Origin of the sequence: Streptomyces sp. NPDC085460, from assembly GCF_044541975.1 — a bacterium.
GTDB lineage: Bacteria > Actinomycetota > Actinomycetes > Streptomycetales > Streptomycetaceae > Streptomyces.
Window position 1 is genome coordinate 169899 of record NZ_JBITTO010000012.1, and the last position, 20429, is coordinate 190327.

Below are 20429 nucleotides of genomic sequence, written 5' to 3' on the forward strand. Positions count from 1 at the left end.
AGGCGGCCGGTTTTCGTGTCTACGCGCGGAGATGGACTCGTGCTCGCTCATGTGTTCATACTGAAACGGTTTGCCTATGGCGGGTTTCCTTCGTATGAACCGCCAAAAAGGACTTCAGGACTTTCCCGAAGAGGAACCCACTCCCATGAGCACCACGGCCACGGCCAAGGCCCCTGCCCCCGAGCCGAAGGAGCCTCAGGCAACCGCCTCGGCCCTCGACCGCTACTTCAGGATCTCCGAGCGCGGCTCGACCGTCGCCCGCGAGGTCCGCGGCGGTTTCGCCACCTTCTTCGCGATGGCCTACATCATCGTGCTGAACCCGATCATCCTCGGCAGCGCCAAGGACATGTACGGGAACCAGCTCGACGGCGGCCAGCTCGTCACCGCCACCGTCCTGACGGCGGCCTTCTCGACCCTCCTCATGGGCGTCATCGGCAACGTGCCGATCGCGCTCGCCGCCGGCCTCGGCGTGAACACGGTCGTCGCCCTCCAGCTCGCGCCGAAGATGTCCTGGCCGGACGCCATGGGCATGGTCGTCCTCGCCGGCATCGTCGTCATGCTGCTCGTCGCGACCGGCCTGCGCGAGCGCGTCATGAACGCCGTCCCGGTCGGCCTGCGCAAGGGCATCGCGATCGGCATCGGCCTCTTCATCATGCTGATCGGCCTCGTCGACTCGGGCTTCGTCTCCCGCATCCCCGACGCCGCGCACACCACCGTCCCGCTCCAGCTCGGCTCCGGCGGGCACCTGACCGGCTGGCCGGTCCTCGTCTTCGTCCTGGGCACCCTGCTCACCCTCGCCCTGATCATCCGCAAGGTGCCGGGCGCGATCCTCATCTCGATCGTCGTCATGACGATCGTCGCCATGGTGATCAACGCGGTCGCGACCGTCCCGTCCTGGGGCCTGACCACCCCGGAGTGGCCCGGCAACCCGGTCGCCACCCCCGACTTCGGTCTGGTCGGCGAGGTCAGCATCCTCGGCGGCTTCGAGAAGGTCGGCCTGCTCACCGGCGTCCTCTTCGTCTTCACCGTCCTGCTGTCCTGCTTCTTCGACGCCATGGGCACGATCCTGGGCGTCGGCGACGAGGCCAAGCTGATCGACAAGGACGGCAACTTCCCGGGCATCAACAAGGTCCTGCTCGTCGACGGCCTCGCCGTCGCCTCCGGCGGTGCGACCTCCTCCTCCGCCACCACCTGCTTCGTGGAGTCCACGGCGGGCGTCGGCGAGGGCGCCCGTACCGGCCTCGCCTCGGTCGTCACGGGCGGTCTGTTCTCGGTGGCGCTGTTCCTCACGCCGCTCGCGACCATGGTGCCGTCGCAGGCGGCGACCCCCGCGCTGCTCGCGGTGGGCTTCCTGATCCTGGCCGGGTCGATCAAGGAGATCGACTGGAGCGACTACACCATCGCGGTGCCGGCGTTCCTGGCCATGCTGATGATGCCGTTCACGTACTCGATCACGAACGGCATCGGCATCGGCTTCATCAGCTTCACCGTGCTGCGTCTCGCGGCCGGACGGGGCCGCGAGGTCCCGGTGGCCATGTACGTCGTGTCGGCGATCTTCGTCTTCTACTACGCGATGCCGGCGCTGGGCCTGACCTGATCGAGCGGGGCGGCGCCGGCGCCGGGAGGCTCCGGCTCCGCCCCGTAGAACTTCTCCGTCTCCTCGACGGCGGTCTTGAACCGCTCGTCGAAGTCCTCCCGAACGAGCGTCCGGACGACATAGTCCTGGACGCTCATTCCTCTTCTGGCGGCGTGACCCTTGAGCCGGTCGAGCAGCTCACTGTCGATGCGCAGGCTGAGCACTGTCGATCCCATGTCGTTCAGGGTCGTGGGCGACCGGGCCCCTTTGCGTCACTTTCCGGATCCGACTCACTCATTTGGGTGATGCATGGATATCGTCCCGTGACCTCGGCGGGCGGGGGCCGGCGTGACGCGTGCGACACACGGGAAACCCGTTGGTCTTTAGAGAGAGTAATGAGTTAGGCTAAATACATGCCTGACCTGTCCCACGGCACCCCCGGCGACGCCGCGGCCGTGAACGCGATCCGCTCGTCCGTCATGCGGCTGAGCCGGCGCCTCAAGCACCAGCGCGTCGACGAGTCGCTGAGCCCGACCGAGATGTCGGTGCTCGGCACCCTGGCCCTCTGCGGCTCCGCCACCCCCGGTGAGCTGGCCCGCAAGGAGCACGTCCAGCCGCCGTCGATGACCCGCATCGTCGCCCTGCTCGAAGCCAAGGGACTGGTCCGGCTGGAGCCGCATCCCGACGACCGCCGGCAGAAGGTGGTCAGCCAGACCGAGCGGGCCGAGGTCATGCTCGAAGACGCCCGCCGCAAGCGGAACGCCTGGCTGGCCTCCCTCGCCGAGGGCCTGGACGAGGACGAGTGGGCCGTACTGCGCGCGGCCGCTCCCGTCCTGGAGAAGCTCGCCCATCTGTGAACCGAGCGCCAAGGAGGCGACGCACCTGTGAGCACGGGACCCGGAGCAGACTCCGCACCCGTCCATCAACCCACCCTCAAGACCCGCGGACGGGGGGAAACCTTCTCCTCGCTCTCCATCCGCAACTACCGGCTGTTCTTCACCGGAGCCATCGTCTCCAACACCGGTACGTGGATGGCCCGCATCACCCAGGACTGGCTGGTCCTGAGCCTCACCGGCTCGGCCGCCGCCGTCGGCATCACGACGGCCCTCCAGTTCCTGCCGATGCTCCTCTTCGGCCTCTACGGCGGAGTGATCGCCGACCGCTACCCGAAGCGGCGCCTGCTGCTCGTCAGCCAGGCCGCGCTCGGCCTCTGCGGACTCGCGCTCGCCGCGCTCACCCTCTCCGGGCAGGTGCAGGTCTGGCACGTCTACCTGATCGCCTTCCTCCTCGGCATGGTCACGGTCGTCGACAACCCGGCCCGGCAGTCCTTCGTCTCCGAGCTGGTCGGCCCCGACCGGCTCCGCAACGCCGTCTCGCTGAACTCGGCCAACTTCCAGTCCGCCCGGCTCATCGGCCCCGCCGTCGCCGGCGTGCTGATCGCCGGGATCGGCAGCGGCTGGGCCTTCCTCGTCAACGGCCTCTCCTTCCTCGCCCCGCTGGCCGCCCTGTGGCTGATGCGCACGAGCGAGCTCCACAAGGTGGAGCGCGCCCCGCGCGGCAAGGGCCAGCTCCGCGAGGGCCTGCGGTACGTGGCGGGCCGGCCGGACCTGATCTGGCCGATCGCCCTGGTCGGCTTCATCGGCACCTTCGGGTTCAACTTCCCGATCTGGCTGACGGCCTTCTCCGAGGAGGTCTTCCACGTCGGCGCCGGCACCTACGGCTTCCTCAACACGCTGATGGCGGCCGGCTCCCTCGCGGGAGCCCTGCTCGCGGCCCGCCGCGGCTCGACCCGGCTGCGGATGCTGGTGATCGCCGCGGGCGTCTTCGGCGTCCTGGAGATCGCGTCGGCCCTCTCGCCGTCGTTCTGGCTGTTCGCGCTGCTGCTCGTGCCGATCGGCATGATCGGCCTCACGGTGAACGTCACCGCCAACTCGGCCGTCCAGATGGCGACCGACCCGGTCATGCGGGGCCGCGTGATGAGCCTCTACATGATGGTCTTCGCCGGCGGCACGCCGATCGGCGCGCCGCTCCTCGGCTGGGTCACCGACACGTACGGGGCCCGCGCCGGCTTCGCGACCGGCGGGCTCGTCTCGCTCACCGCGGCGGCCGTCATCGGCCTCGTCCTCGCCAGGATCGGCAACCTGAAGCTCGCGATGGGCTGGCGCCACGGGCACCCGAGCCTGCGCTTCGTCCCGCGCGCCGCGCCGGAGCGGCTGGCGACGGCGGCCTGACCGCAAGCGTTCCGCGAGAGGGCGGGCGGGAGCCACGGCTCCCGCCCGCCCTCTCGCGCGTCCGGAAATGAACGTCGTGGCACCGAGATGTGGTGATCCTGTGTATGTTGAGCCGTCAATCACAGGCACCACCAGGGGGGTTCCCTTTGCGTACCCGCTCCATCCGTCCCGTCATAGCCGCGACCCTCGGCGCCGCCGCCCTGACGGCGACCCTCGTCGCCACCCCGGCCCAGGCCGCCGAGTACTCCTCGGCCCTGAAGATCTCCGGCGTCCAGTACGACGCCCCGGGCCGCGACAGCAACAGCTGCACCACCGGCAACACCAAGGCCGAGTACCTGACGATCAAGAACTTCGCCCGCTCCGGCCGGGTGAACCTCAAGGGGTACGTCGTCAAGGACGCGGTCGGCAACAGCTACACCTTCCGCGCCAACCACTACCTGGAGCCCGGCGACCACGTGAAGCTGCGCGGCGGCAGGGGCACCGAGTCCGACGGCGGCAACGTCGCCTACCGCAACAACTGCAACTTCATCTGGAACAACGACAAGGACACGATCAAGCTGATCAAGCCCGGCGGCGCCGCCGCGGACACGCACAGCTACACCAAGCGCGCGAACGACCGCGACGGCAACGGCTACATCACCTTCCACTGAGCCGCCGGCGCCCCCTCCCGGGGGCTCTCACACCCGCATCTCCAGGACCTGGCCCGGCCACTCGCCGACGGTGAACGGATCGGTGCGGGTGAACCCCTGCCGCTCGTAGTACGCCACGAGCCGCCCCTCGCTCCCCGCGAAGCAGTCCACGCGGAGCAGCGAGACGCCCTCGTGGCGGGTCTCCTCCGCCGCGTGGGCGAGCAGCGCCGCGCCCACCCCGAGGCCGTGGAACCGGCCGTCGGTCGCGAGGAAGCGCACGTACCGCTCCGGCTCGGCGGCCGGCGGGACGTACGTCCCGGGGTGCGGGGTGAGCGTCAGCGTCCCCGCCGGGACGCCGTCCACCTCCGCGATCCACGGGCTGCCCTCGGTCACCACCCGCTCGACCAGCTCCACCGTGGCGGGGCGGGTGGTGAAGGGGTCGGTGCCCCACTGCGCGGTGATCCCCCTGCCGTTGAGCCAGACGACGGCGCTGTCGAGTATCGCGAGGACGGCCGGCAGGTCCGCCGGACCCCCGCGCCTGATCGTGATCGCTTCGGAGTTCATCCGGCCGAGGCTATCGGGTGCCAGACTGGCGCCCATGAGGCTGTTCGCCGCCGTTCTGCCGCCCGCCGGGGCGCTCGCCGAGCTGGGTGCCGCCGTCGACGGGCTGCACGCCCTGCCTGGGGCCGGCGCCCTGCGCTGGACCTCCCGGCCGGGGTGGCACTTCACCCTCGCGTTCATGGGCGAGGTCGACGACGCCCTGCTGCCCGAGCTCGGGACCCGACTGGCCCGCGCCGCCCACCGCACCCCGCCGTTCGCGCTCCGACTGCACGGCGGCGGGCACTTCGGCCGCCGGTCCCTGTGGACCGGAGCCGCCGGGGACCTGGACGCGCTGCGGCTGCTCGCCGAGCGCGCCGACGCGGCGGCCCGCAGGACCGGGATCCCGATGGAGGAGCACCGCCGCTACCAGGCCCACCTCACGATCGCCCGGGGCCGCGACGGCACCGTCTCCCTGACCCCCTTCCTCGACGCCCTGCGCGGCTTCGAGGGCGCCCGCTGGCGGGTCGGCGAGCTGGCCCTGGTCCGCTCGAACCTCCCCGTGGCCGGGGTGCCGGGCGAACAGCCCCGGTACGAGACGGTCGGCGCCTGGCCCCTGGAGGGGGGAGACGGGCCGGCGGAGGGCACGGGTTAACCTCGTGGGGTGGACCCGAAGACTCGTAACCGGATCATGGCCGGTGTGCTCGTGCTGATGTTCGCGATCATCGCGCTGACCTCCGTGGCGGGGCTGTAGCCGTCCGGTAACCCCTTGCTTCGAGCGCGCTCCAACGAGTTGGCTGGTGACTCATGGAGTACACGCAGCTCGGACGCACCGGACTCAAGGTCAGCCGCCTCGTCCTCGGCACGATGAACTTCGGCCCGCAGACCGACGAGGCCACCAGCCACGCACTCATGGACTCGGCGCTCGACGCGGGTCTCAACTTCTTCGACACCGCGAACGTCTACGGTCAGACGGCGGGCAGGGGGCGGACCGAGGAGATCATCGGCTCCTGGTTCGCGCGGGGCGACGGCCGGCGCGACCGCACGGTCCTCGCCACCAAGATGTACGGGAACATGGGGGCCGACGGCGAGGCGTGGCCGAACCACGACAAGCTGTCCGCCCTCAACATTCGCCGCGCCGTCGACGCGAGCCTCAGGCGGCTCGGCACCGACTACATCGACGTCTACCAGTTCCACCACGTCGACCGCGCCACCCCCTTCGACGAGATCTGGCAGGCCGTCGACGTCCTGATCCAGCAGGGCAAGGTGCTCTACGCCGGCTCCTCGAACTTCCCCGGCTTCAAGATCGCCCAGGCGAACGAGACGGCCGCCCGCCGCGGCATGGTCGGCCTGGTCAGCGAGCAGTGCCACTACAACCTCTACGAGCGGCGGGCCGAGATGGAGGTGATCCCGGCCGCGCAGGAGTACGGCCTCGGGGTCATCCCCTGGTCGCCGCTGGCCGGCGGTCTCCTCGGCGGGGTCGTCCGCAAGGAGGTCCAGGGCGGCCGCCGGGCCGGCGGGCGTCCGGCGGGCGTCCTCGCGGACCCGGTGGAGCGCGCCCGGTTCCAGGCGTACGAGGACCTGCTCGACAAGCACGGCCTGGAGCCCGGCGAGGTGGCCCTCGCCTGGCTGCTGACCCGGCCCGGGGTGACCGGCCCGATCGTCGGCCCGCGCACCCCGGAGCAGCTGGAGAGCGCCCTGCGCGCGCTGGACCTCGACCTCCCGGACGAGGTCCTGGCCGGCCTCGACGAGATCTTCCCGGGCCCCGGCCCGGCTCCGGAGGCATTCGCCTGGTAGGTCCTGGCGGGCGGGCGCCGCGCGGGTCGGGCGGCGCCGGGGTCAGGCGCCGCCGAGCCAGCTGGTGGCGTCGAGGCGGAACGCCGTCTCCGCGGGGACGACGTTCCGCAGGTCCGCTTCCAGGGCGCGTACGCGGTCGGCGCCGAGGGCGGCGCTCCACTCGGCCCGCAGCTCGTCGAAGACGGCGGCGGAGCGGGCGAGGACGGCGAGGCCCTCCGGGGTGAGGCGGACGAGTTTGCGGCGCGCGTCGGCGGGATCGCCGGCGCGTTCCGCGTATCCGAGGGCGAGGAGCCGGTCGACGGTCTTGCCGGCCGCCTGTTTGGAGACGCCGAGCCGGCGCCCGATCTCGCTGGCGGTGGCGCCCCGGGTGCCGATCGCCTGCATGGCGAAGCCGTGGGCGGGCCGGAAGCCGGGGTGGCCCTCGTCGGCGAGGCGGGCGTGGAGCCGGTCGATGAGGGTGCGGAATCCGCCGAAGAGCAGCAGGGGGAGCTCGAACCCGGGGGAGTCGGGGAGGGCGGGCGGGCCGGCGGGGCCGTGGGACGGGGGAGTCCCCGGTATTCCCTTGCCCGCATCGACAACCTGGTTTACGTTTTCTCCGACGGCATGGTCAACCATGTTGTCCATCCTAGAAGGGGGAACCCACATGACGCACGCCGCGCTCGCCACCCGCGTCGCCGACGCCGCCGCACTGCTCAGGGAACAGGCCCCGCGGGTCCTCGACGGCTTCCTCGCGCTCTCCGCCGCCTTCGAGTCCTCGGACCTCGACCCCCACGCCCGCGAGACCGTGATCCTCGCCGTCGCCCGCCGCAGCCAGTGCCACCTCTGCGTCGACATGCACGAGGCGAAACTCGCCGCCCTCGGGCCCGCTCCGTCCCCCGAACGCCTCGACGCCGTCGAGAAGTTCACCCTCCAGGTGCTCGCCTCCTCGGGCGCGGTGTCGGATGCCGAACTGGCCGCGTTCGAGGCCGCCGGCCACAGCCGGAAGAACGCCCTGGAGGTCGTCCTCGGGATCGGTGCCTACACCCTCTCCACCTTCGCCAACCGCATGACCCGGGCCGCCTGACGTCCGCCGGGCGCGTCCTACGGCTCGTAAGGGCCGCCGATGCCCCATGCCTGGTGCAGCGCGCCGGCGAAGGCGGCGGCCAGTTTGTGTTCGCCGGACGGGCCCGGGTGCGTTCCGTCGTACGTGTCCTCCCGGAGGTCGTACGACTCCGGGACCGTCGCGAGCAGCAGCGGCGCGTCCGGGGCGTCGAGGTCGGCGACCGCCTTGGCGAGGAGTTCGTTGAAGCGGGCGCACTCGGCGGCGAAGGCGGGGTCGTAGCCGGCGCGGACGTTGGGTATCACCGGCAGCAGCACCGCGCGGACGCCCGGCCGCGCGGTGCGGGCGGCGGTGAGGAACGCCCGGACGTTCGCCTCGGTCTGGTCGCTGTCGGTGTAGAAGCCGAGGTCGATCAGGCCGAGCGAGACCAGCAGCACGTCGGCGCGGGTGGCGGCGACGGTCTCCCCGATCACCGGAGCCATGTGCAGCCACCCCTCGCCCCACCCCGCGAGGTGCCGGCGGGCGGGGGCGGGGAAGCCGGGGTCGGCGTAGGCGCGCGGGTCCCCCGCCTCGCCCTCGGGCACGTACAGCCCGTCCCGGGGCCCGACGATCTCGTACCCGCCGGGCAGCACCCGCTCCAGGTGCCGCCACATGCGGTACCGCCAGGTCCAGTCGCCGGCGCGTCCGATGGTCATGCTGTCGCCGACGAACAGAAAACGCATGGTCACATCATTCCGGACCGCCCGCCGGGAGACGACGTGACCCCGGCCACCCCGGACCCCTCAGCGCAGGAAGTCCGCGACCGTCGCCGTGAAGCCCTCCGGGTCGTCGTGCCACGGGAAGTGACCCGCCCCCGCGAGCACCGCGAGCGCGGCGGACGGGAAGAGCTTCGCGTACGCCTCGGCGGTCGGCGGCGGGGTGTTGGCGTCGCCCTCGCCGGCGACGACCAGGACCGGCCGTCCGAACCCGGCGAAGGCGGCGCGGGTCGCCTCGGGGTCGTAGGCGCCCTCGGCGCCGTACACCGCGGCGCCCGCCCCGTTCCGCTCCCGCTCCGAGGCCGCGTGCCGCTCCCGCGCGGCCGCGTCCCAGGTGCCGTGGAAGAACGGCGCGACCTTCCCGAAGGACTCGGCCGTGCCGCGCCCCGCCGTCACCTCCTCCAGCGCCGCGTACGCCTCCGCGAACCACGGCTCCCCGGCCCGCAGCCGCGCCGCCGCCAGCCGCTCCTCCGGCGCCGTGCCGATCCCGGCCGCCGCCGCGCCCGGCGTCACGAGCACCAGCCGCGCGACCCGCTCCGGGTGCCGGGTCAGGTACAGGGCGGCCAGGTTCGCGCCCGCCGAGTGCCCGAGGAGGTCGAGCGTGTCCAGCCCGAGGTGCGCGCGCAGCGCCTCCACGTCCTCGACGAGCCGGTCGCAGCGGTACGAGCCCGGGTCCTCTGGCTCCGCCGACCCGCCCGTGCCCCGCAGGTCGAGCCGGATCAGGGTCCGGTGGGCGGTGAGGCCGCCGAGCCCGCCGAGGTAGGCGGAGTCCTGGAGGGGGCCGCCGGGCAGGCAGACGAGCGGATCGCCGGACCCGGTCGCGTGGTACGCGAGCAGGGTGCCGTCGGGAGCGTGGAAGGAAGGCATGCGCGCGACCATGGCAGTGGCCCCTGCGCAGGTCAAGCGCGTTTCCCCGGGGCCGTGGCACGCTTGATCCCATGCGATCTGCTCTGTGCGCCCTCGGCGCGGCCGCCGCCCTGGCGCTGCTCCCGGCCGGTCATGCCCGTGCCGAAGGGCAGGAACCGGACCGGGACTTCACCGTCGAGGACGCCCGGATCACCGAGTCCAGCGGCCTCGCCGCCAGCCGGGCCCACCCCGGGATCTACTGGACGCACAACGACCAGGACGAGCCGCGGATCTTTGGTATCGACTCCCGCACCGGGAAGACGGTCGCGACCCTCACTTTGGCCGGCGTCGGCACCCCCCGGGACATGGAGGCGATCTCCGTCGGCCCGGACGGGGACATCTACGTCGGCGACATCGGCGACAACCTCGACGGCTCCTGGGACCACGTCTGGATCTACCGCTTCCCCGAGCCGAAGTCCCTGAAGGACCAGACCGTCCAGGCGAAGCAGTACGTCGTGAAGTACGCCGACGGGCCGCGCAACGCCGAGGCGCTGATGGTCCACCCGAAGACCGGCCGGGTCTACATCGCCAGCAAGAACGAGGACGGCGGCGGCCTCTACGCCGGCCCGGAGCGCCTCTCGGCCTCCGGCACCAACACCTTCCGCCGCGTCGGCGAGGTCCCCTGGGTGACCGACGGCGCCTTCTCGCCCGACGGCGGGAAGCTGCTGCTGCGCGGCTACTTCAGCGCCCGCGAGTACGACTGGAGGGACGGCCGCATGGAGGGCGACGGCACCTCCCCGGGCGCCCCCTTCCAGGGCCAGGCGGAATCGGTCACGTACACCCTCGACGGCTCCGGCCTCATGTTCGGCTCCGAGGGCGAGCGCAGCCGCGTCGTGCGCGTGGACCGCCCGGACGCCCCCCGCACCGCCGCCCCGGAGCAGGCCACCCCCGGCGACGGCGACGGCACCCCCACCCCCGGTTCCACCCCCGCCGCCGACCAGCCGCAGGGCAGCGCGACCAAGGGCTTCCTCGTCCTGGCCGGCGCCACCGTCCTCGTCCTGGGCGTCAAGCGCCTGCTGCGGCGCGGCTGACCAGTACCTCGAAGCCGTCCAGGAGTCGTTCCAGGCCGAAGGCGAACTGGTCGATCTCGCGGGTGAAGGTGTCCTCGGCGAGGCCGGCCACGCGGGGGAACTCGCCCGTGGCCATGGCCCGTTCCAGGTAGGGCGTCTGGGCCCGCCAGAACTCGTCGTCGCTGACGCCGGTCTCCTTCGCCGCCTCCGCGGTCTGGAGCTCCATCCGCGCGATGCCCGCGACGAAGCTCTGCACCGTGACGATGACGGAGACGGTCTCGGGATCGCTCAGCCCCATGCCGTGCGGCCCGGTGAGCCCGGCGAGGCAGAGGTCGAAGCCGCGCAGGGTGTTCGGGCCGAGCAGGGTGCGGGTCTCGTTGACCTTGAGCAGCCAGGGGTGCGCCCGGTAGAGGGCGAGGTGGCCGCGGGCCAGCCCCTCGACGGCCGCGCGCCAGTGCGCGGGCGGTTCCACGGGCCCGTCCGGGAGGGACTCGCCCTGTACCCGGTCGAGCATCAGGTCGAGCAGTTCGTTCTTGCCGGGGACGTACCGGTAGAGCGACATCGTCCCCACGCCGAGCTCGGCCGAGACCCGCCGCATCGACACGGCGTCCAGGCCCTCCGCGTCCGCGAGCGCGACCGCCGCCCCGACGATCCGGTCGAGGGTGAGGCCCGGCTTGGGGCCCCGGCTGGGGCGCCCGCCGGTGCCCCACAGGAGGTCGAGGCTGCTGCTCGTCTGGTCCGTCATGCTCCTCACTTTAAAACTGAGTACACCGTACTCGTAATGGGGTACGGTGTACTCAGTTCCGCTGGGCGAACGAACCGGCGGACGAACCGTCGAACCAGCCGACGGACGCGTCAGCGTGTGCGAGTGGAGGCAGCCATGCATGAACACCCGGTCCTCGCCGAGGGCCTGCGCAAGCGGTACAAGGCCAAGGGCGCCGGCTCCCGCAAGGGATCCGCGGCCCCGGAGCCGTACGCGCTCGACGGCTTCGACCTCGCCGTCCGCCGCGGCACCGTGCACGGCCTCCTCGGCCCCAACGGCGCCGGCAAGACCACCGCCGTCCGCATCCTCGCCACCCTCCTCAAGGCCGACGGCGGCCGCGCCGAGGTCGCCGGACTCGACGTCGCCCGCGACCCCCGCGCCGTCCGCGCCCGCATCGGCCTCGCCGGCCAGTACGCGGCCGTCGACGAGAACCTCACCGGCCGCCAGAACCTCGAACTCTTCGGCCGGCTCTTCCACCTCGACGCCCGCCGCGCCCGCGCCCGCGCCGGCGAACTCCTCGACCGCTTCGGCCTCACCGACGCCGCCGACAAGGGCGCCGGCCAGTACAGCGGCGGCATGCGCCGCCGCCTCGACCTGGCCGCCTCCCTGATCCTCGCCCCCGAGGTCCTCTTCCTCGACGAGCCCACCACCGGCCTCGACCCGCGCAGCCGCGGCGAGGTCTGGGACGCCGTCCGCGCCCTCGTCGCCGAAGGCACCACCGTCCTCCTCACCACCCAGTACCTGGAGGAGGCCGACCGGCTCGCCGCCCGCATCACCGTCATGGACCGGGGCCGCGCCATCGCCGACGACACCCCCGACGGCCTCAAGAACCGCGTCGGCGGCGACCGCGTCGAGGTCGTCGTCGCCGACCCCGCCGACCTCCCCGCCGCCCACAAGATCCTCGCCCGGGTGGCCGCCGCCGAACCCACCACCGACGAGGCGGGCCGCCGCGTCCACGCCCCTGTCAGCGACCGCGTCGCCGCCCTCACCGAGACCGCCCGCACCCTCCAGGACGAACGGATCCCCGTCGAGGACATCGGCCTGCGCCGCCCCAGCCTCGACGACGTCTTCCTGACCCTCACCGGCCACGACAGCGGCCCCACCGGGCCGGACCGGGCCGAGGCGGCCCCCGCCGACGCCGACACCCCCAAGGAAGGAGCCGTCGCCGCATGACCACCGCGACCCCCGGCCTCACGTCCCCCCGCGGCCGCGCCTACTGGGCCGTCGCCGACTGCCTCACCCTCGTCCGCCGCACCCTGCTCAACTACCGCCGCCAGCCCGTCGCCATCCTCTGGCAGCTCGGCTTCCCCATCGTCTCCGTCCTGCTCTACGGCTTCGTCTTCGGCAGCGCCATGCGCGTCCCCGGCGGCGGGGACTACAAGGACTTCCTCATGCCCGGCATGTTCGCCATGACGATGACCTTCGGCCTCATGAACACCGCCACCGCCGTCGTCAACGACTCCGCCAAGGGCGTCATGGACCGCTTCCGCTCCATGCCGATGGCCCCCTCCGCCGTCACCACCGGCCGCGGCCTCTCCGACCTGATCGTGGCCTCCGCCGAACTCGCCATCCTCACCGCCACCGCCCTCGCCATCGGCTGGAGCTCCGACGGCGGCGTCGCCGGCACCCTCTTCGGCTTCGGCCTGCTCCTGCTCCTGCGCTTCAGCCTCATCTGGGTGGGCGTCTGGTGCGGACTCGTCGTCCCGAACGCCGAGTCCGCCGGCGCGCTCTACGCCGTGATCTTTCCCATCACCATGATCTCCAGCGTGTACGTGGCGCCCTCGCTCATGCCGGACTGGCTGGCGCCCGTCGCGGCCTGGAACCCGATCTCCTCGACGGTCGCCGCCACCCGCGAACTCTTCGGCAACCCGGGCGCGGACGGCGCCAGTTGGGTCGAACAGAACGCCGTGCTCATGGCCGTGATCTGGCCGCTGGTGCTCACCGCGATCTTCCTCCCGCTGGCGGTCCGCCGCTTCCAGCGCCTCAGCCGCTGACGGTCCGCCCACGCGGAAGGGCCCGCACCGGTCGTCACGACCGGTGCGGGCCCCTCGGTACCCGTGCGCCCGAAGGCGCGCCCTGGGGTCAGAGCTTCTCGATCACGTAGTCGATGCAGGCCGTCAGCGCCCGCACGTCCGCCGGGTCGACCGCCGGGAACATCGCGATCCGCAGCTGGTTGCGGCCCAGCTTGCGGTACGGCTCCGTGTCCACGATCCCGTTCGCGCGCAGCACCTTCGCGACCGCCGCCGCGTCGATCTCGTCCGCGAAGTCGATCGTGCCGATGACCTGCGAGCGCTTCGCCGCGTCCGTCACGAACGGCGTCGCGTGCTTCGACTCCTCGGCCCACGTGTACAGCGCGTCCGAGGACTCCTTCGTCCGGGCCACCGCCCAGTCCAGACCGCCCTGGCCGTTGATCCACTTCAGCTGCTCGTTCAGCAGGAAGAGGGTCGACAGCGCAGGGGTGTTGTACGTCTGGTTCTTCAGCGAGTTGTCGATCGCCGTCGGCAGCGAGAAGAACTCCGGGACGTGCCGGCCGGACGCGTGCACCCGGGCCGCCCGCTCCAGGGCCGCCGGCGAGAACACCGCCAGCCACAGGCCGCCGTCGGCGGCGAAGGACTTCTGCGGGGCGAAGTAGTAGACGTCCGTCTCGGAGATGTCGACCGGCAGACCGCCCGCGCCCGAGGTCGCGTCGACCAGGACCAGCGCGCCCTCGTCGGCACCGGCGACCCGCCTGATCGGGGCGGCGACACCGGTCGAGGTCTCGTTGTGCGTGTACGCGTACACGTCCACGCCCGCCTCGGCCACCGGCTCCGGGTGGGTGCCCGGCTCGGAGGAGATCACGGTCGGCTCGGCCAGCCACGGGGCCAGCTTCGCGGCCTTCGCGAACTTGGACGAGAACTCACCGAAGGTGAGGTGCTGCGACTTGTTCTCGATCAGACCGTGCGTCGCGACGTCCCAGAAGGCGGTCGAACCGCCGTTGCCCAGGATCACCTCGTAGCCCTCGGGCAGCGAGAAGAGGTCGGAGACGCCGGCACGGACCTCGCCGACCAGGTTCTTGACCGGAGCCTGGCGGTGGGAGGTGCCCAGGAGAGAGGTGCCGGTGGCGGCCAGGGCGTCCAGCGCCTCCGTCCGCACCTTGGAGGGGCCCGCGCCGAAACGGCCGTCTGCGGGCTTGATGTCAGCGGGAATCTGGATATCGGCCACGAGCCGGAGAGTATCGGGTCGGGAAGGCGCCGGTCGCCGGATGTCCGCCCGATGAGACGAGATCCGAGACATCCTTGCGTCGTGGGAACAGACGAAGGACTCGCCGCCGACCTGCGCGCCGCCGTCGCCGGGGAGGTCGACTTCACGGCCGCCGCCCGCGCGCTCGTGACCACGGACGCCTCCAACTACCGCCGCGTGCCCGCCGGTACGGTCGCCCCGCGCGACGCCGACGACGTCGCCGCCGCCCTGGAGATCTGCCGCGCCCACGGCGTCCCCGTCGTCCCCCGGGGCGCCGGTACCTCCATCGGCGGCCAGGCCACCGGCACCGGCGTCGTGCTCGACCTCACACGCCACCTCGACGGCCTCGTCTCCGTCGACCCGGACACCCGCACCGCCGTCGTCCGGCCCGGCCTCGTCCTCGGCCGGCTCCGCGACGCCGCCCGCCCGTACGGCCTCACCTTCGGCCCCGACCCCTCCACCCACAGCCGCTGCACCCTCGGCGGCATGATCGGCAACAACGCCTGCGGCGCCCACTCCGTCGCCTGGGGCACCACCGCCGACAACGTGCGCTCACTGGAAGTGGTGACCTACCGGGGCGAACGGTTGACGCTGGGGACGGACGGCCGGGGCGCCCCCGCCGGCCTCCTCGACACCGTCGGCCGCCACCTCGCCCTCCTCCGCACCGGCTACCCCGCCGGACTGCCCCGCCGCATCTCCGGCTACGCCCTCGACGCCCTCCTCCCTGAACGGGGCACGGACGTCGTCCGCTCCTTCGTCGGCAGCGAGGGCACCCTCGGCGTCATCACCGAGGCGACCGTACGCCTCGTCCCGCTGCCCGCCGCCCCCCTCCTCGTCGTCCTCGGGTACGCCGACGAGACCGCCGCCGCCGACGCGGCCGCCGGACTCCTCCCGCTCGGACCACTCACCGTCGAGGGCATGGCGGCCGACCTGGTGGGCCCGGCGACCGGGCCGGGGAGCGGGGCGAACGGGCTGCCCAAGGGCGGGGCGTGGCTCTTCTGCGAGGTCGACGGCGAGCCGGCCGCCCGCGCACTCGTCCGGGCGGCCGACGCGGTCGACGCCGTGGTCGTACGCGACCCCGCCGGGCAGCGCGCCCTGTGGCGGATCCGGGAGGACGCCGCCGGCACCGCCACCCGCCTGCCCGGAGGCGGCGACGCCTGGCCGGGCTGGGAGGACTGCGCCGTGCCCCCGGCCCGCCTCGGCGCCTACCTGCGCGACTTCCGCGCCCTGCTCGCCGAGCACGGGCTGCGCGGGACCCCGTACGGGCACTTCGGCGACGGCTGCGTCCACGTCCGCGTCGACTTCGACCTGTGGACCGGGAAGGGCGTACGCGACTTCCGCCGCTTCTCCGAGGACGTGGCCGACCTCGTCGTCGCCCACGGCGGCTCCCTCTCCGGCGAACACGGCGACGGGCAGGCACGGGCCGAACTCCTGCCGAGGATGTACGGGGACGAGCTCGTCGCCCTCTTCGGCACCGTGAAGGACCTGTGGGACCCGGACGGCGGCCTCAACCCCGGCATGCTCGTCCGCCCGAACCCCCTCGACTCCGGCCTCCGCTTCGAGGGCCTGCCCCTCGTCGGGGTGGGCCGGGAGGCCGCGCGGTGCGTCGGCGTCGCCAAGTGCCGGGTCGCGGGCCCGAGCACCGGGGACACGGTGATGTGCCCGTCGTTCCGCGCGACCGGCGAGGAGAAGCACTCCACACGCGGCCGGGCCCGCCTCCTCCACGAGATGGCGCTCGGCGAGATCGTCACCGGCGGCTGGCGCGCGGAGGAGGTCCGCGAGGCCCTCGACCTCTGCCTCTCCTGCAAGGGCTGCCGCAGCGACTGCCCGGTGGGCGTCGACATGGCCGCGTACAAGGCGGAGTTCCTGCACCGGCACTACGCGGGCCCCACCGGCTGGTGGCGCCGCCCCCGCGCGCACTGGACCATGGGCGGACTCCCGCGCTGGCTGGACCTCTTCGGCAGCCGCCTCGACACGCTGACCCGCCTCCCCTTCGCCGCCCGCCTCGCCGGCGTCACGGACAGCCGCCCGCTGCCCCGGGTCGCCCCCCGCACCTTCACCCACTGGTTCGCCGACCGGGGCTCCTTCCGCCCCCCGGCCCTCACCCTGTGGCCCGACACCTTCACCGACCACCTGGCCCCCGAGACGGGCCGCGCGGCCGTACGCGTCCTGGAGGACGCCGGCCTCGGCGCCGACCTCCCGCCCGGGAGGGTGTGCTGCGGCCTCACCTACGTGTCCACGGGACGGCTGGGAGCCGCCCGGCGGGTGATGAGGAGGACGCTGGACGTCACGGGCGGGGCGACGGGCCCCGTGGTCGTCCTCGAACCCTCCTGCGCGGCGACGCTCCGCACCGACCTCCCCGAACTGCTCTCCGACGACCCCAGGGCGGCCCGCCTTGCGGCCCGCGTCCTCACCCTCGCGGAGGCGCTGGAGCGCCTGGCGCCCGACTGGACCCCGCCGCGCCTCGACCGCGAGGTGGCGGGCCAGACCCACTGCCACCAGCACGCCGTCCTGGGCGACGCCGCCGACCGCCGCCTGCGCGCCCGGGCGGGCCTGACGGGCGACCTCGCGGGCGGCTGCTGCGGCCTCGCGGGCAACTTCGGCTTCGAACCGGGCCACGAGGAGGTCTCCCGCGCCTGCGCGGAGGACCGGCTCCTCCCGGCCCTCCGCGAAGCCCCGCCGACAGCGGAGATCCTGGCCGACGGCTTCTCCTGCCGCACCCAGATCACCCACCTGACGGACCACCGCCCGCGCCACCTGGCGGAGGTGCTGGCGGAGGCGATCGACCGGGACGGAGGCCGGACCATGCCTGAGCGGCCCGACTTCCCTCGAAAGAAAGGCGGTTAGCGGGTGGGCGTCTATGTGTGTGTTCTGGTGTGTATGAGCGAGCATTCCGGTCCGTGGCGTATCCGACCCGACCGTCTGGGTAGGTTCCGCGCATGGAGCCGACCCAGCTTGTGTACGGCGACGGATCCCGGCTGCTCCTCCGGGAGTTGGAGCCGGGTGACGTGCCAGCCGTGCACGCCGTCTACGGCTGCGCGGCCGTGACCGAGCACCTCAGTTTCACGCCCCGGTCCGTCGAGGAGGTGCGGGGGATCGTCGCGCGGGCGCGGGAGGCCGCGCGGGCGGTGCCCCGGGAGGAGTACGCGGTCGGGGTCGTCGAGCGGGCGACGGGCGGGCTCGTCGGGTTCGCGCGGCTCGCGCTCGACCCGCACCAGCAGCGCGCGGCGACGGTGGGGTTCGCGCTGCGGCGGGAGTCGTGGGGCGTCGGCTTCGGGCGGGAGACCGTCGGGCTGCTCCTCGGCCTGGCCTTCGGCGTACTGGACCTGCACCGGGTGTGGGCGGCGCGGGCGCCGCTGAACACGGCCTCGGCGCGGACGCTCCTCGCGGCGGGCTTCACCGAGGAGGGCCGCATCCGGGGGCACGTGTACGTGCGGGGGGCGTGGCGGGACTCGGTGACGTACGGGATTCTGCGCGAGGAGTGGGACGGGGCCGCCGTCAGACGCCGCTGACGATCTCGCGGGCCATCGCGACCAGCGCCTCGGTGGCCGGGTGGGGGAAGGCGTCGCGCCAGGCGAGGAGGACGGGGAGGGGCGGGGCGTCCGGCAGCGGGCGGTAGGTGACGCCGGGGTGGGGGTGGAGCGCCGCCGTCGACGCGGAGGAGACGCCGACGCCCCGCGCGGCGGCGATGGCGGCGAGCCAGTCGTCGGTGTTGGCGACCGTGAGCGTGCGGGTGGGGCGGGCGGGCAGCGGCCACAGGGTGAGCGTGGTCGCGCCGGAGACGGTGTTGAGGACGACCGTCTGGTCCGCGAGGTCGAGGAGGGTGAGGTCGCCCGGGCGGTCCGCGAGCGGGCTGTCGGCGGGGAGGGCCGCGATCCGGGGTTCCGTGGTCAGCTCGGCGGTGACCAGGCCGGGGGCGTCGACGGAGCCGCGCAGCAGCGCCGCGTCGACCTGGCCGCGGGCGAGGCCGGCGGTCCGGTCGTCGACGCGGAGGAGTTCGAGCGGGGTCTCGGGGTGCTCGCGCTGCCAGCGCCGCAGCAGCGGGGTGGTGTAGGGGCCGAAGGCGGACCAGGCGTGGCCGAGGCGGAGCGGGCGGTGGCGCAGCCGCGCGGGGTCGACGGCCGCGTCGAAGGCGGCGAGCGCGGCGGCGGCCCGTTCGCGGAAGGCGCGGCCCTCGGCGGTGAGCGCGAGGTGGTGGGTGGAGCGGTCCACGAGCCGTGCGCCGAGGTGCCGTTCGAGGGCGGCGAGGGTGCGGGAGACGGCGGGCTGCGTGAGGTGGAGGCGTGCGGCGGCTCGGGTGAGGTTCTCCTCCTCGGCGATGGCGAGGAAGCAGCGGAGGTGGCGCAGCTCGATGCTCACGGTCATGTGTCTGGAGCATAACCGCAGGACGATCGGCATTTCCGCTGCCGCGCCAGGCTCCGTAGCGTGGAAGCGGAATCCAGTCGTCAGGGTGCGGGGGAGTGCACTATTCTGGACTGAGAGTTTAATGGAGTGAACTTGCACGGCCGGTCCGGGTGGAGGGCCGGGGAGGAGTGGTGGTGGCGGTGAGCGTGGACAGCCAGGCGGCGGGCTCGGTGGCGGCGGCGACGGCGACGGCAGTGGCGACGGGGGCTCCCGCGACGGCGGCGGTGGCCGGGGCGGCCCCTGCTCCCGGGGCAGCCTCGGCTCCCGGAGGTCCGGCCGCCGGTCCCGCCGGTCCCGCCGGCCCCGGTCGCTCCACGCGCTTCGGGCCCGTCGCGCTCGTCGTCGCCGGCGGGCTCTCCGTCCAGTTCGGCTCGGCCATCGCCGTCCTGCTGATGCCCCGGGCCGGCGCGCTCGGCGTCGTCACGCTGCGGCTCGTGCTCGCCGCGCTCGTCCTGCTGCTGCTCTGCCGGCCCAAGGTGCGCGGTTACAGCCGCGCCGACTGGGGGACGGTCGTCGCCTTCGGCGTCGCCATGGCGGGCATGAACATGCTCTTCTACCAGTCCGTCGACCGGATCCCGCTCGGTGCCGCCGTCACCCTGGAGGTGCTCGGCCCGCTGATCCTCTCCGTCGTCGCCTCCCGCCGACTCGTGAACCTCCTCTGGGCCGGCCTCGCGCTCGGCGGCGTCGCGCTGCTCGGCGGGGGCGGCTTCGACCGCCTCGACCCGCTCGGCGCGGGCTTCGCGCTCGCGGCGGGCGCCATGTGGGCGGCGTACATCGTCTTCAGCGCCCGCACCGGCCGGCGCTTCCCGCAGGCCGACGGGCTGGCCCTCGCGATGGCCTTCGGCGCGGTCCTCAGCCTGCCGTTCGGCATCGTGGAGGCGGGCGACGCGCTGCTCGTACCGACCACGATCGCCCTGGGCCTCGGCATCGCCCTGCTCTCCTCGGTGCTGCCGTACACCCTCGAACTGCTCGCCCTGCGCCGTCTGCCCGCCCCGACCTTCGCCGTCCTGATGAGCCTGGAGCCCGCCATCGCGGCGGCGGCGGGCTTCCTCGTGCTGCACCAGGCGCTGTCCCCGACGGACGGCCTCGCGATCGCCCTCGTCATAGCGGCGAGCATGGGGGCCGTGCGGACGCAGACGGCGGCGGCCGTCGCGTAAGCCCTCTCCGCCCCTCTCTCGGCCGGTCCCGGATCACTCCGGGGCCGGCCGAGGCGTTTCCGGGGCCCCGAGGAGGGCCGGCAGAGCGTTCAGTCTCAGGTCATTGCAACGTAGTGGCATATGCCGTTGCATCAATCTTGGATTCATTGCAATGAAATAGGCGCTGTGAGCTGCATAAACGTCATTGCAGTGCAACGAAGAGGTTGTCGAAGGATGGAAAGCAACGTAGCTTTTCCCTTGTCGGAAACGCCGACGGAGCAAGAACGACAACGACCTCTCAGGAGCAGTCATCATGCAGACCTTCGCCACCGCCGCCCCGATCACCGCCCTCGTCTCCGTCCCCGCCGGGAACCTCCGCTTCATCGCCGCCGACCGCGCCGACGTCACCGTCGAGGTCCGCCCCGCG

At 73.1% G+C, this 20429-nt stretch carries 21 protein-coding genes; 13 read left to right on the plus strand and 8 right to left on the minus strand.

Annotation, left to right across the window (positions count from 1 at the left end):
• Window positions 1–145: 145 nt before the first annotated feature.
• On the plus strand, window positions 146–1597 hold the full coding sequence (locus tag ACIGHB_RS28590) for an NCS2 family permease (protein WP_360314885.1): 1452 nt from the start codon (window positions 146–148) through the stop codon (window positions 1595–1597).
• On the opposite strand, the gene ACIGHB_RS28595 is transcribed toward ACIGHB_RS28590, so the two are convergent.
• A complete protein-coding gene (locus tag ACIGHB_RS28595; RefSeq protein ID WP_391082872.1) occupies window positions 1567–1812 on the minus strand; it encodes a hypothetical protein in 246 nt (81 codons plus the stop codon). The genes ACIGHB_RS28590 and ACIGHB_RS28595 overlap by 31 nt on opposite strands.
• Window positions 1813–1989: 177 nt before the next feature.
• On the opposite strand from ACIGHB_RS28595, the gene ACIGHB_RS28600 reads away from it, so the two are divergent.
• The 3 genes from ACIGHB_RS28600 (at window position 1990) to ACIGHB_RS28610 (ending at window position 4457) form a co-directional block, all read left to right on the plus strand.
• Window positions 1990–2433 carry a MarR family transcriptional regulator gene (locus ACIGHB_RS28600; RefSeq protein WP_360314889.1) on the plus strand — a complete coding sequence of 148 codons (444 nt, stop codon included), beginning with the start codon at window positions 1990–1992 and terminating at the stop codon, window positions 2431–2433.
• Window positions 2434–2460: 27 nt separating this feature from the next.
• Window positions 2461–3807 carry an MFS transporter gene (locus tag ACIGHB_RS28605; RefSeq protein WP_399916889.1) on the plus strand — a complete coding sequence of 449 codons (1347 nt, stop codon included), beginning with the start codon at window positions 2461–2463 and terminating at the stop codon, window positions 3805–3807.
• Between the two features lie 146 nt (window positions 3808–3953).
• A complete protein-coding gene (locus ACIGHB_RS28610; protein WP_388867044.1) occupies window positions 3954–4457 on the plus strand; it encodes a lamin tail domain-containing protein in 504 nt (167 codons plus the stop codon).
• A 27-nt stretch (window positions 4458–4484) separates the two neighbouring features.
• Here the strand turns inward: ACIGHB_RS28610 and ACIGHB_RS28615 are convergent, their stop codons facing one another.
• Complete coding sequence (locus tag ACIGHB_RS28615) at window positions 4485–5000, minus strand: GNAT family N-acetyltransferase (protein ID WP_399916891.1); 516 nt, start codon at window positions 4998–5000, stop codon at window positions 4485–4487.
• Between the two features lie 34 nt (window positions 5001–5034).
• Between ACIGHB_RS28615 and thpR the strand changes: the two genes are divergently transcribed.
• Both thpR and ACIGHB_RS28625 read left to right on the plus strand, forming a co-directional pair.
• Entirely contained in the window at window positions 5035–5628 is a 594-nt protein-coding gene (gene thpR, locus ACIGHB_RS28620) for an RNA 2',3'-cyclic phosphodiesterase (protein ID WP_360314895.1), read from the plus strand.
• A 152-nt stretch (window positions 5629–5780) separates the two neighbouring features.
• On the plus strand, window positions 5781–6770 hold the full coding sequence (locus tag ACIGHB_RS28625) for an aldo/keto reductase (RefSeq protein WP_399916893.1): 990 nt from the start codon (window positions 5781–5783) through the stop codon (window positions 6768–6770).
• Window positions 6771–6812: 42 nt separating this feature from the next.
• Here the strand turns inward: ACIGHB_RS28625 and ACIGHB_RS28630 are convergent, their stop codons facing one another.
• On the minus strand, window positions 6813–7385 hold the full coding sequence (locus ACIGHB_RS28630; protein ID WP_360314899.1) for a MarR family winged helix-turn-helix transcriptional regulator: 573 nt from the start codon (window positions 7383–7385) through the stop codon (window positions 6813–6815).
• A gap of 28 nt (window positions 7386–7413) precedes the next feature.
• On the opposite strand from ACIGHB_RS28630, the gene ACIGHB_RS28635 reads away from it, so the two are divergent.
• The gene (locus ACIGHB_RS28635; protein ID WP_399916896.1) at window positions 7414–7833 is read left to right on the plus strand and encodes a carboxymuconolactone decarboxylase family protein; all 420 of its coding nucleotides are present in this window, start codon (window positions 7414–7416) and stop codon (window positions 7831–7833) included.
• A 17-nt stretch (window positions 7834–7850) separates the two neighbouring features.
• On the opposite strand, the gene ACIGHB_RS28640 is transcribed toward ACIGHB_RS28635, so the two are convergent.
• Together ACIGHB_RS28640 and ACIGHB_RS28645 are read right to left on the minus strand one after the other, a co-directional pair.
• The gene (locus ACIGHB_RS28640; RefSeq protein WP_399916898.1) at window positions 7851–8531 is read right to left on the minus strand and encodes a GDSL-type esterase/lipase family protein; all 681 of its coding nucleotides are present in this window, start codon (window positions 8529–8531) and stop codon (window positions 7851–7853) included.
• Between the two features lie 60 nt (window positions 8532–8591).
• Window positions 8592–9431 carry an alpha/beta fold hydrolase gene (locus tag ACIGHB_RS28645; RefSeq protein WP_399916900.1) on the minus strand — a complete coding sequence of 280 codons (840 nt, stop codon included), beginning with the start codon at window positions 9429–9431 and terminating at the stop codon, window positions 8592–8594.
• 71 nt (window positions 9432–9502) lie between these two features.
• Between ACIGHB_RS28645 and ACIGHB_RS28650 the strand changes: the two genes are divergently transcribed.
• Entirely contained in the window at window positions 9503–10501 is a 999-nt protein-coding gene (locus ACIGHB_RS28650) for a WD40 repeat domain-containing protein (RefSeq protein WP_399916902.1), read from the plus strand.
• Here the strand turns inward: ACIGHB_RS28650 and ACIGHB_RS28655 are convergent.
• Window positions 10476–11225 (minus strand): TetR/AcrR family transcriptional regulator, encoded by a 750-nt coding sequence (locus ACIGHB_RS28655; protein WP_360314909.1) that lies wholly within the window; start codon window positions 11223–11225, stop codon window positions 10476–10478. The genes ACIGHB_RS28650 and ACIGHB_RS28655 overlap by 26 nt on opposite strands.
• Before the next feature lie 135 nt (window positions 11226–11360).
• Between ACIGHB_RS28655 and ACIGHB_RS28660 the strand changes: the two genes are divergently transcribed.
• Both ACIGHB_RS28660 and ACIGHB_RS28665 read left to right on the plus strand, forming a co-directional pair.
• Window positions 11361–12416, plus strand: coding sequence for an ATP-binding cassette domain-containing protein (locus ACIGHB_RS28660; protein WP_360314911.1), 1056 nt, complete (start codon window positions 11361–11363; stop codon window positions 12414–12416).
• The gene (locus ACIGHB_RS28665; RefSeq protein ID WP_399916905.1) at window positions 12413–13237 is read left to right on the plus strand and encodes an ABC transporter permease; all 825 of its coding nucleotides are present in this window, start codon (window positions 12413–12415) and stop codon (window positions 13235–13237) included. The genes ACIGHB_RS28660 and ACIGHB_RS28665 overlap by 4 nt, the downstream gene beginning before the upstream one ends.
• Before the next feature lie 88 nt (window positions 13238–13325).
• On the opposite strand, the gene serC is transcribed toward ACIGHB_RS28665, so the two are convergent.
• A complete protein-coding gene (serC, locus tag ACIGHB_RS28670; protein ID WP_360314915.1) occupies window positions 13326–14444 on the minus strand; it encodes a phosphoserine transaminase in 1119 nt (372 codons plus the stop codon).
• A gap of 51 nt (window positions 14445–14495) precedes the next feature.
• Here serC and ACIGHB_RS28675 point away from each other — a divergent pair, with 51 nt between their 5' ends.
• Window positions 14496–17309, plus strand: a complete 2814-nt coding sequence (locus ACIGHB_RS28675; RefSeq protein ID WP_399916907.1) for an FAD-binding and (Fe-S)-binding domain-containing protein — start codon at window positions 14496–14498, stop codon at window positions 17307–17309.
• 92 nt (window positions 17310–17401) lie between these two features.
• Window positions 17402–17974, plus strand: coding sequence for a GNAT family N-acetyltransferase (locus tag ACIGHB_RS28680; protein WP_399916909.1), 573 nt, complete (start codon window positions 17402–17404; stop codon window positions 17972–17974).
• On the opposite strand, the gene ACIGHB_RS28685 is transcribed toward ACIGHB_RS28680, so the two are convergent.
• On the minus strand, window positions 17961–18860 hold the full coding sequence (locus ACIGHB_RS28685; RefSeq protein ID WP_399916911.1) for a LysR family transcriptional regulator: 900 nt from the start codon (window positions 18858–18860) through the stop codon (window positions 17961–17963). The genes ACIGHB_RS28680 and ACIGHB_RS28685 overlap by 14 nt on opposite strands.
• Before the next feature lie 200 nt (window positions 18861–19060).
• Between ACIGHB_RS28685 and ACIGHB_RS28690 the strand changes: the two genes are divergently transcribed.
• On the plus strand, window positions 19061–20023 hold the full coding sequence (locus ACIGHB_RS28690; protein WP_399916920.1) for an EamA family transporter: 963 nt from the start codon (window positions 19061–19063) through the stop codon (window positions 20021–20023).
• The last annotated feature ends 406 nt before the right edge of the window (window positions 20024–20429 follow it).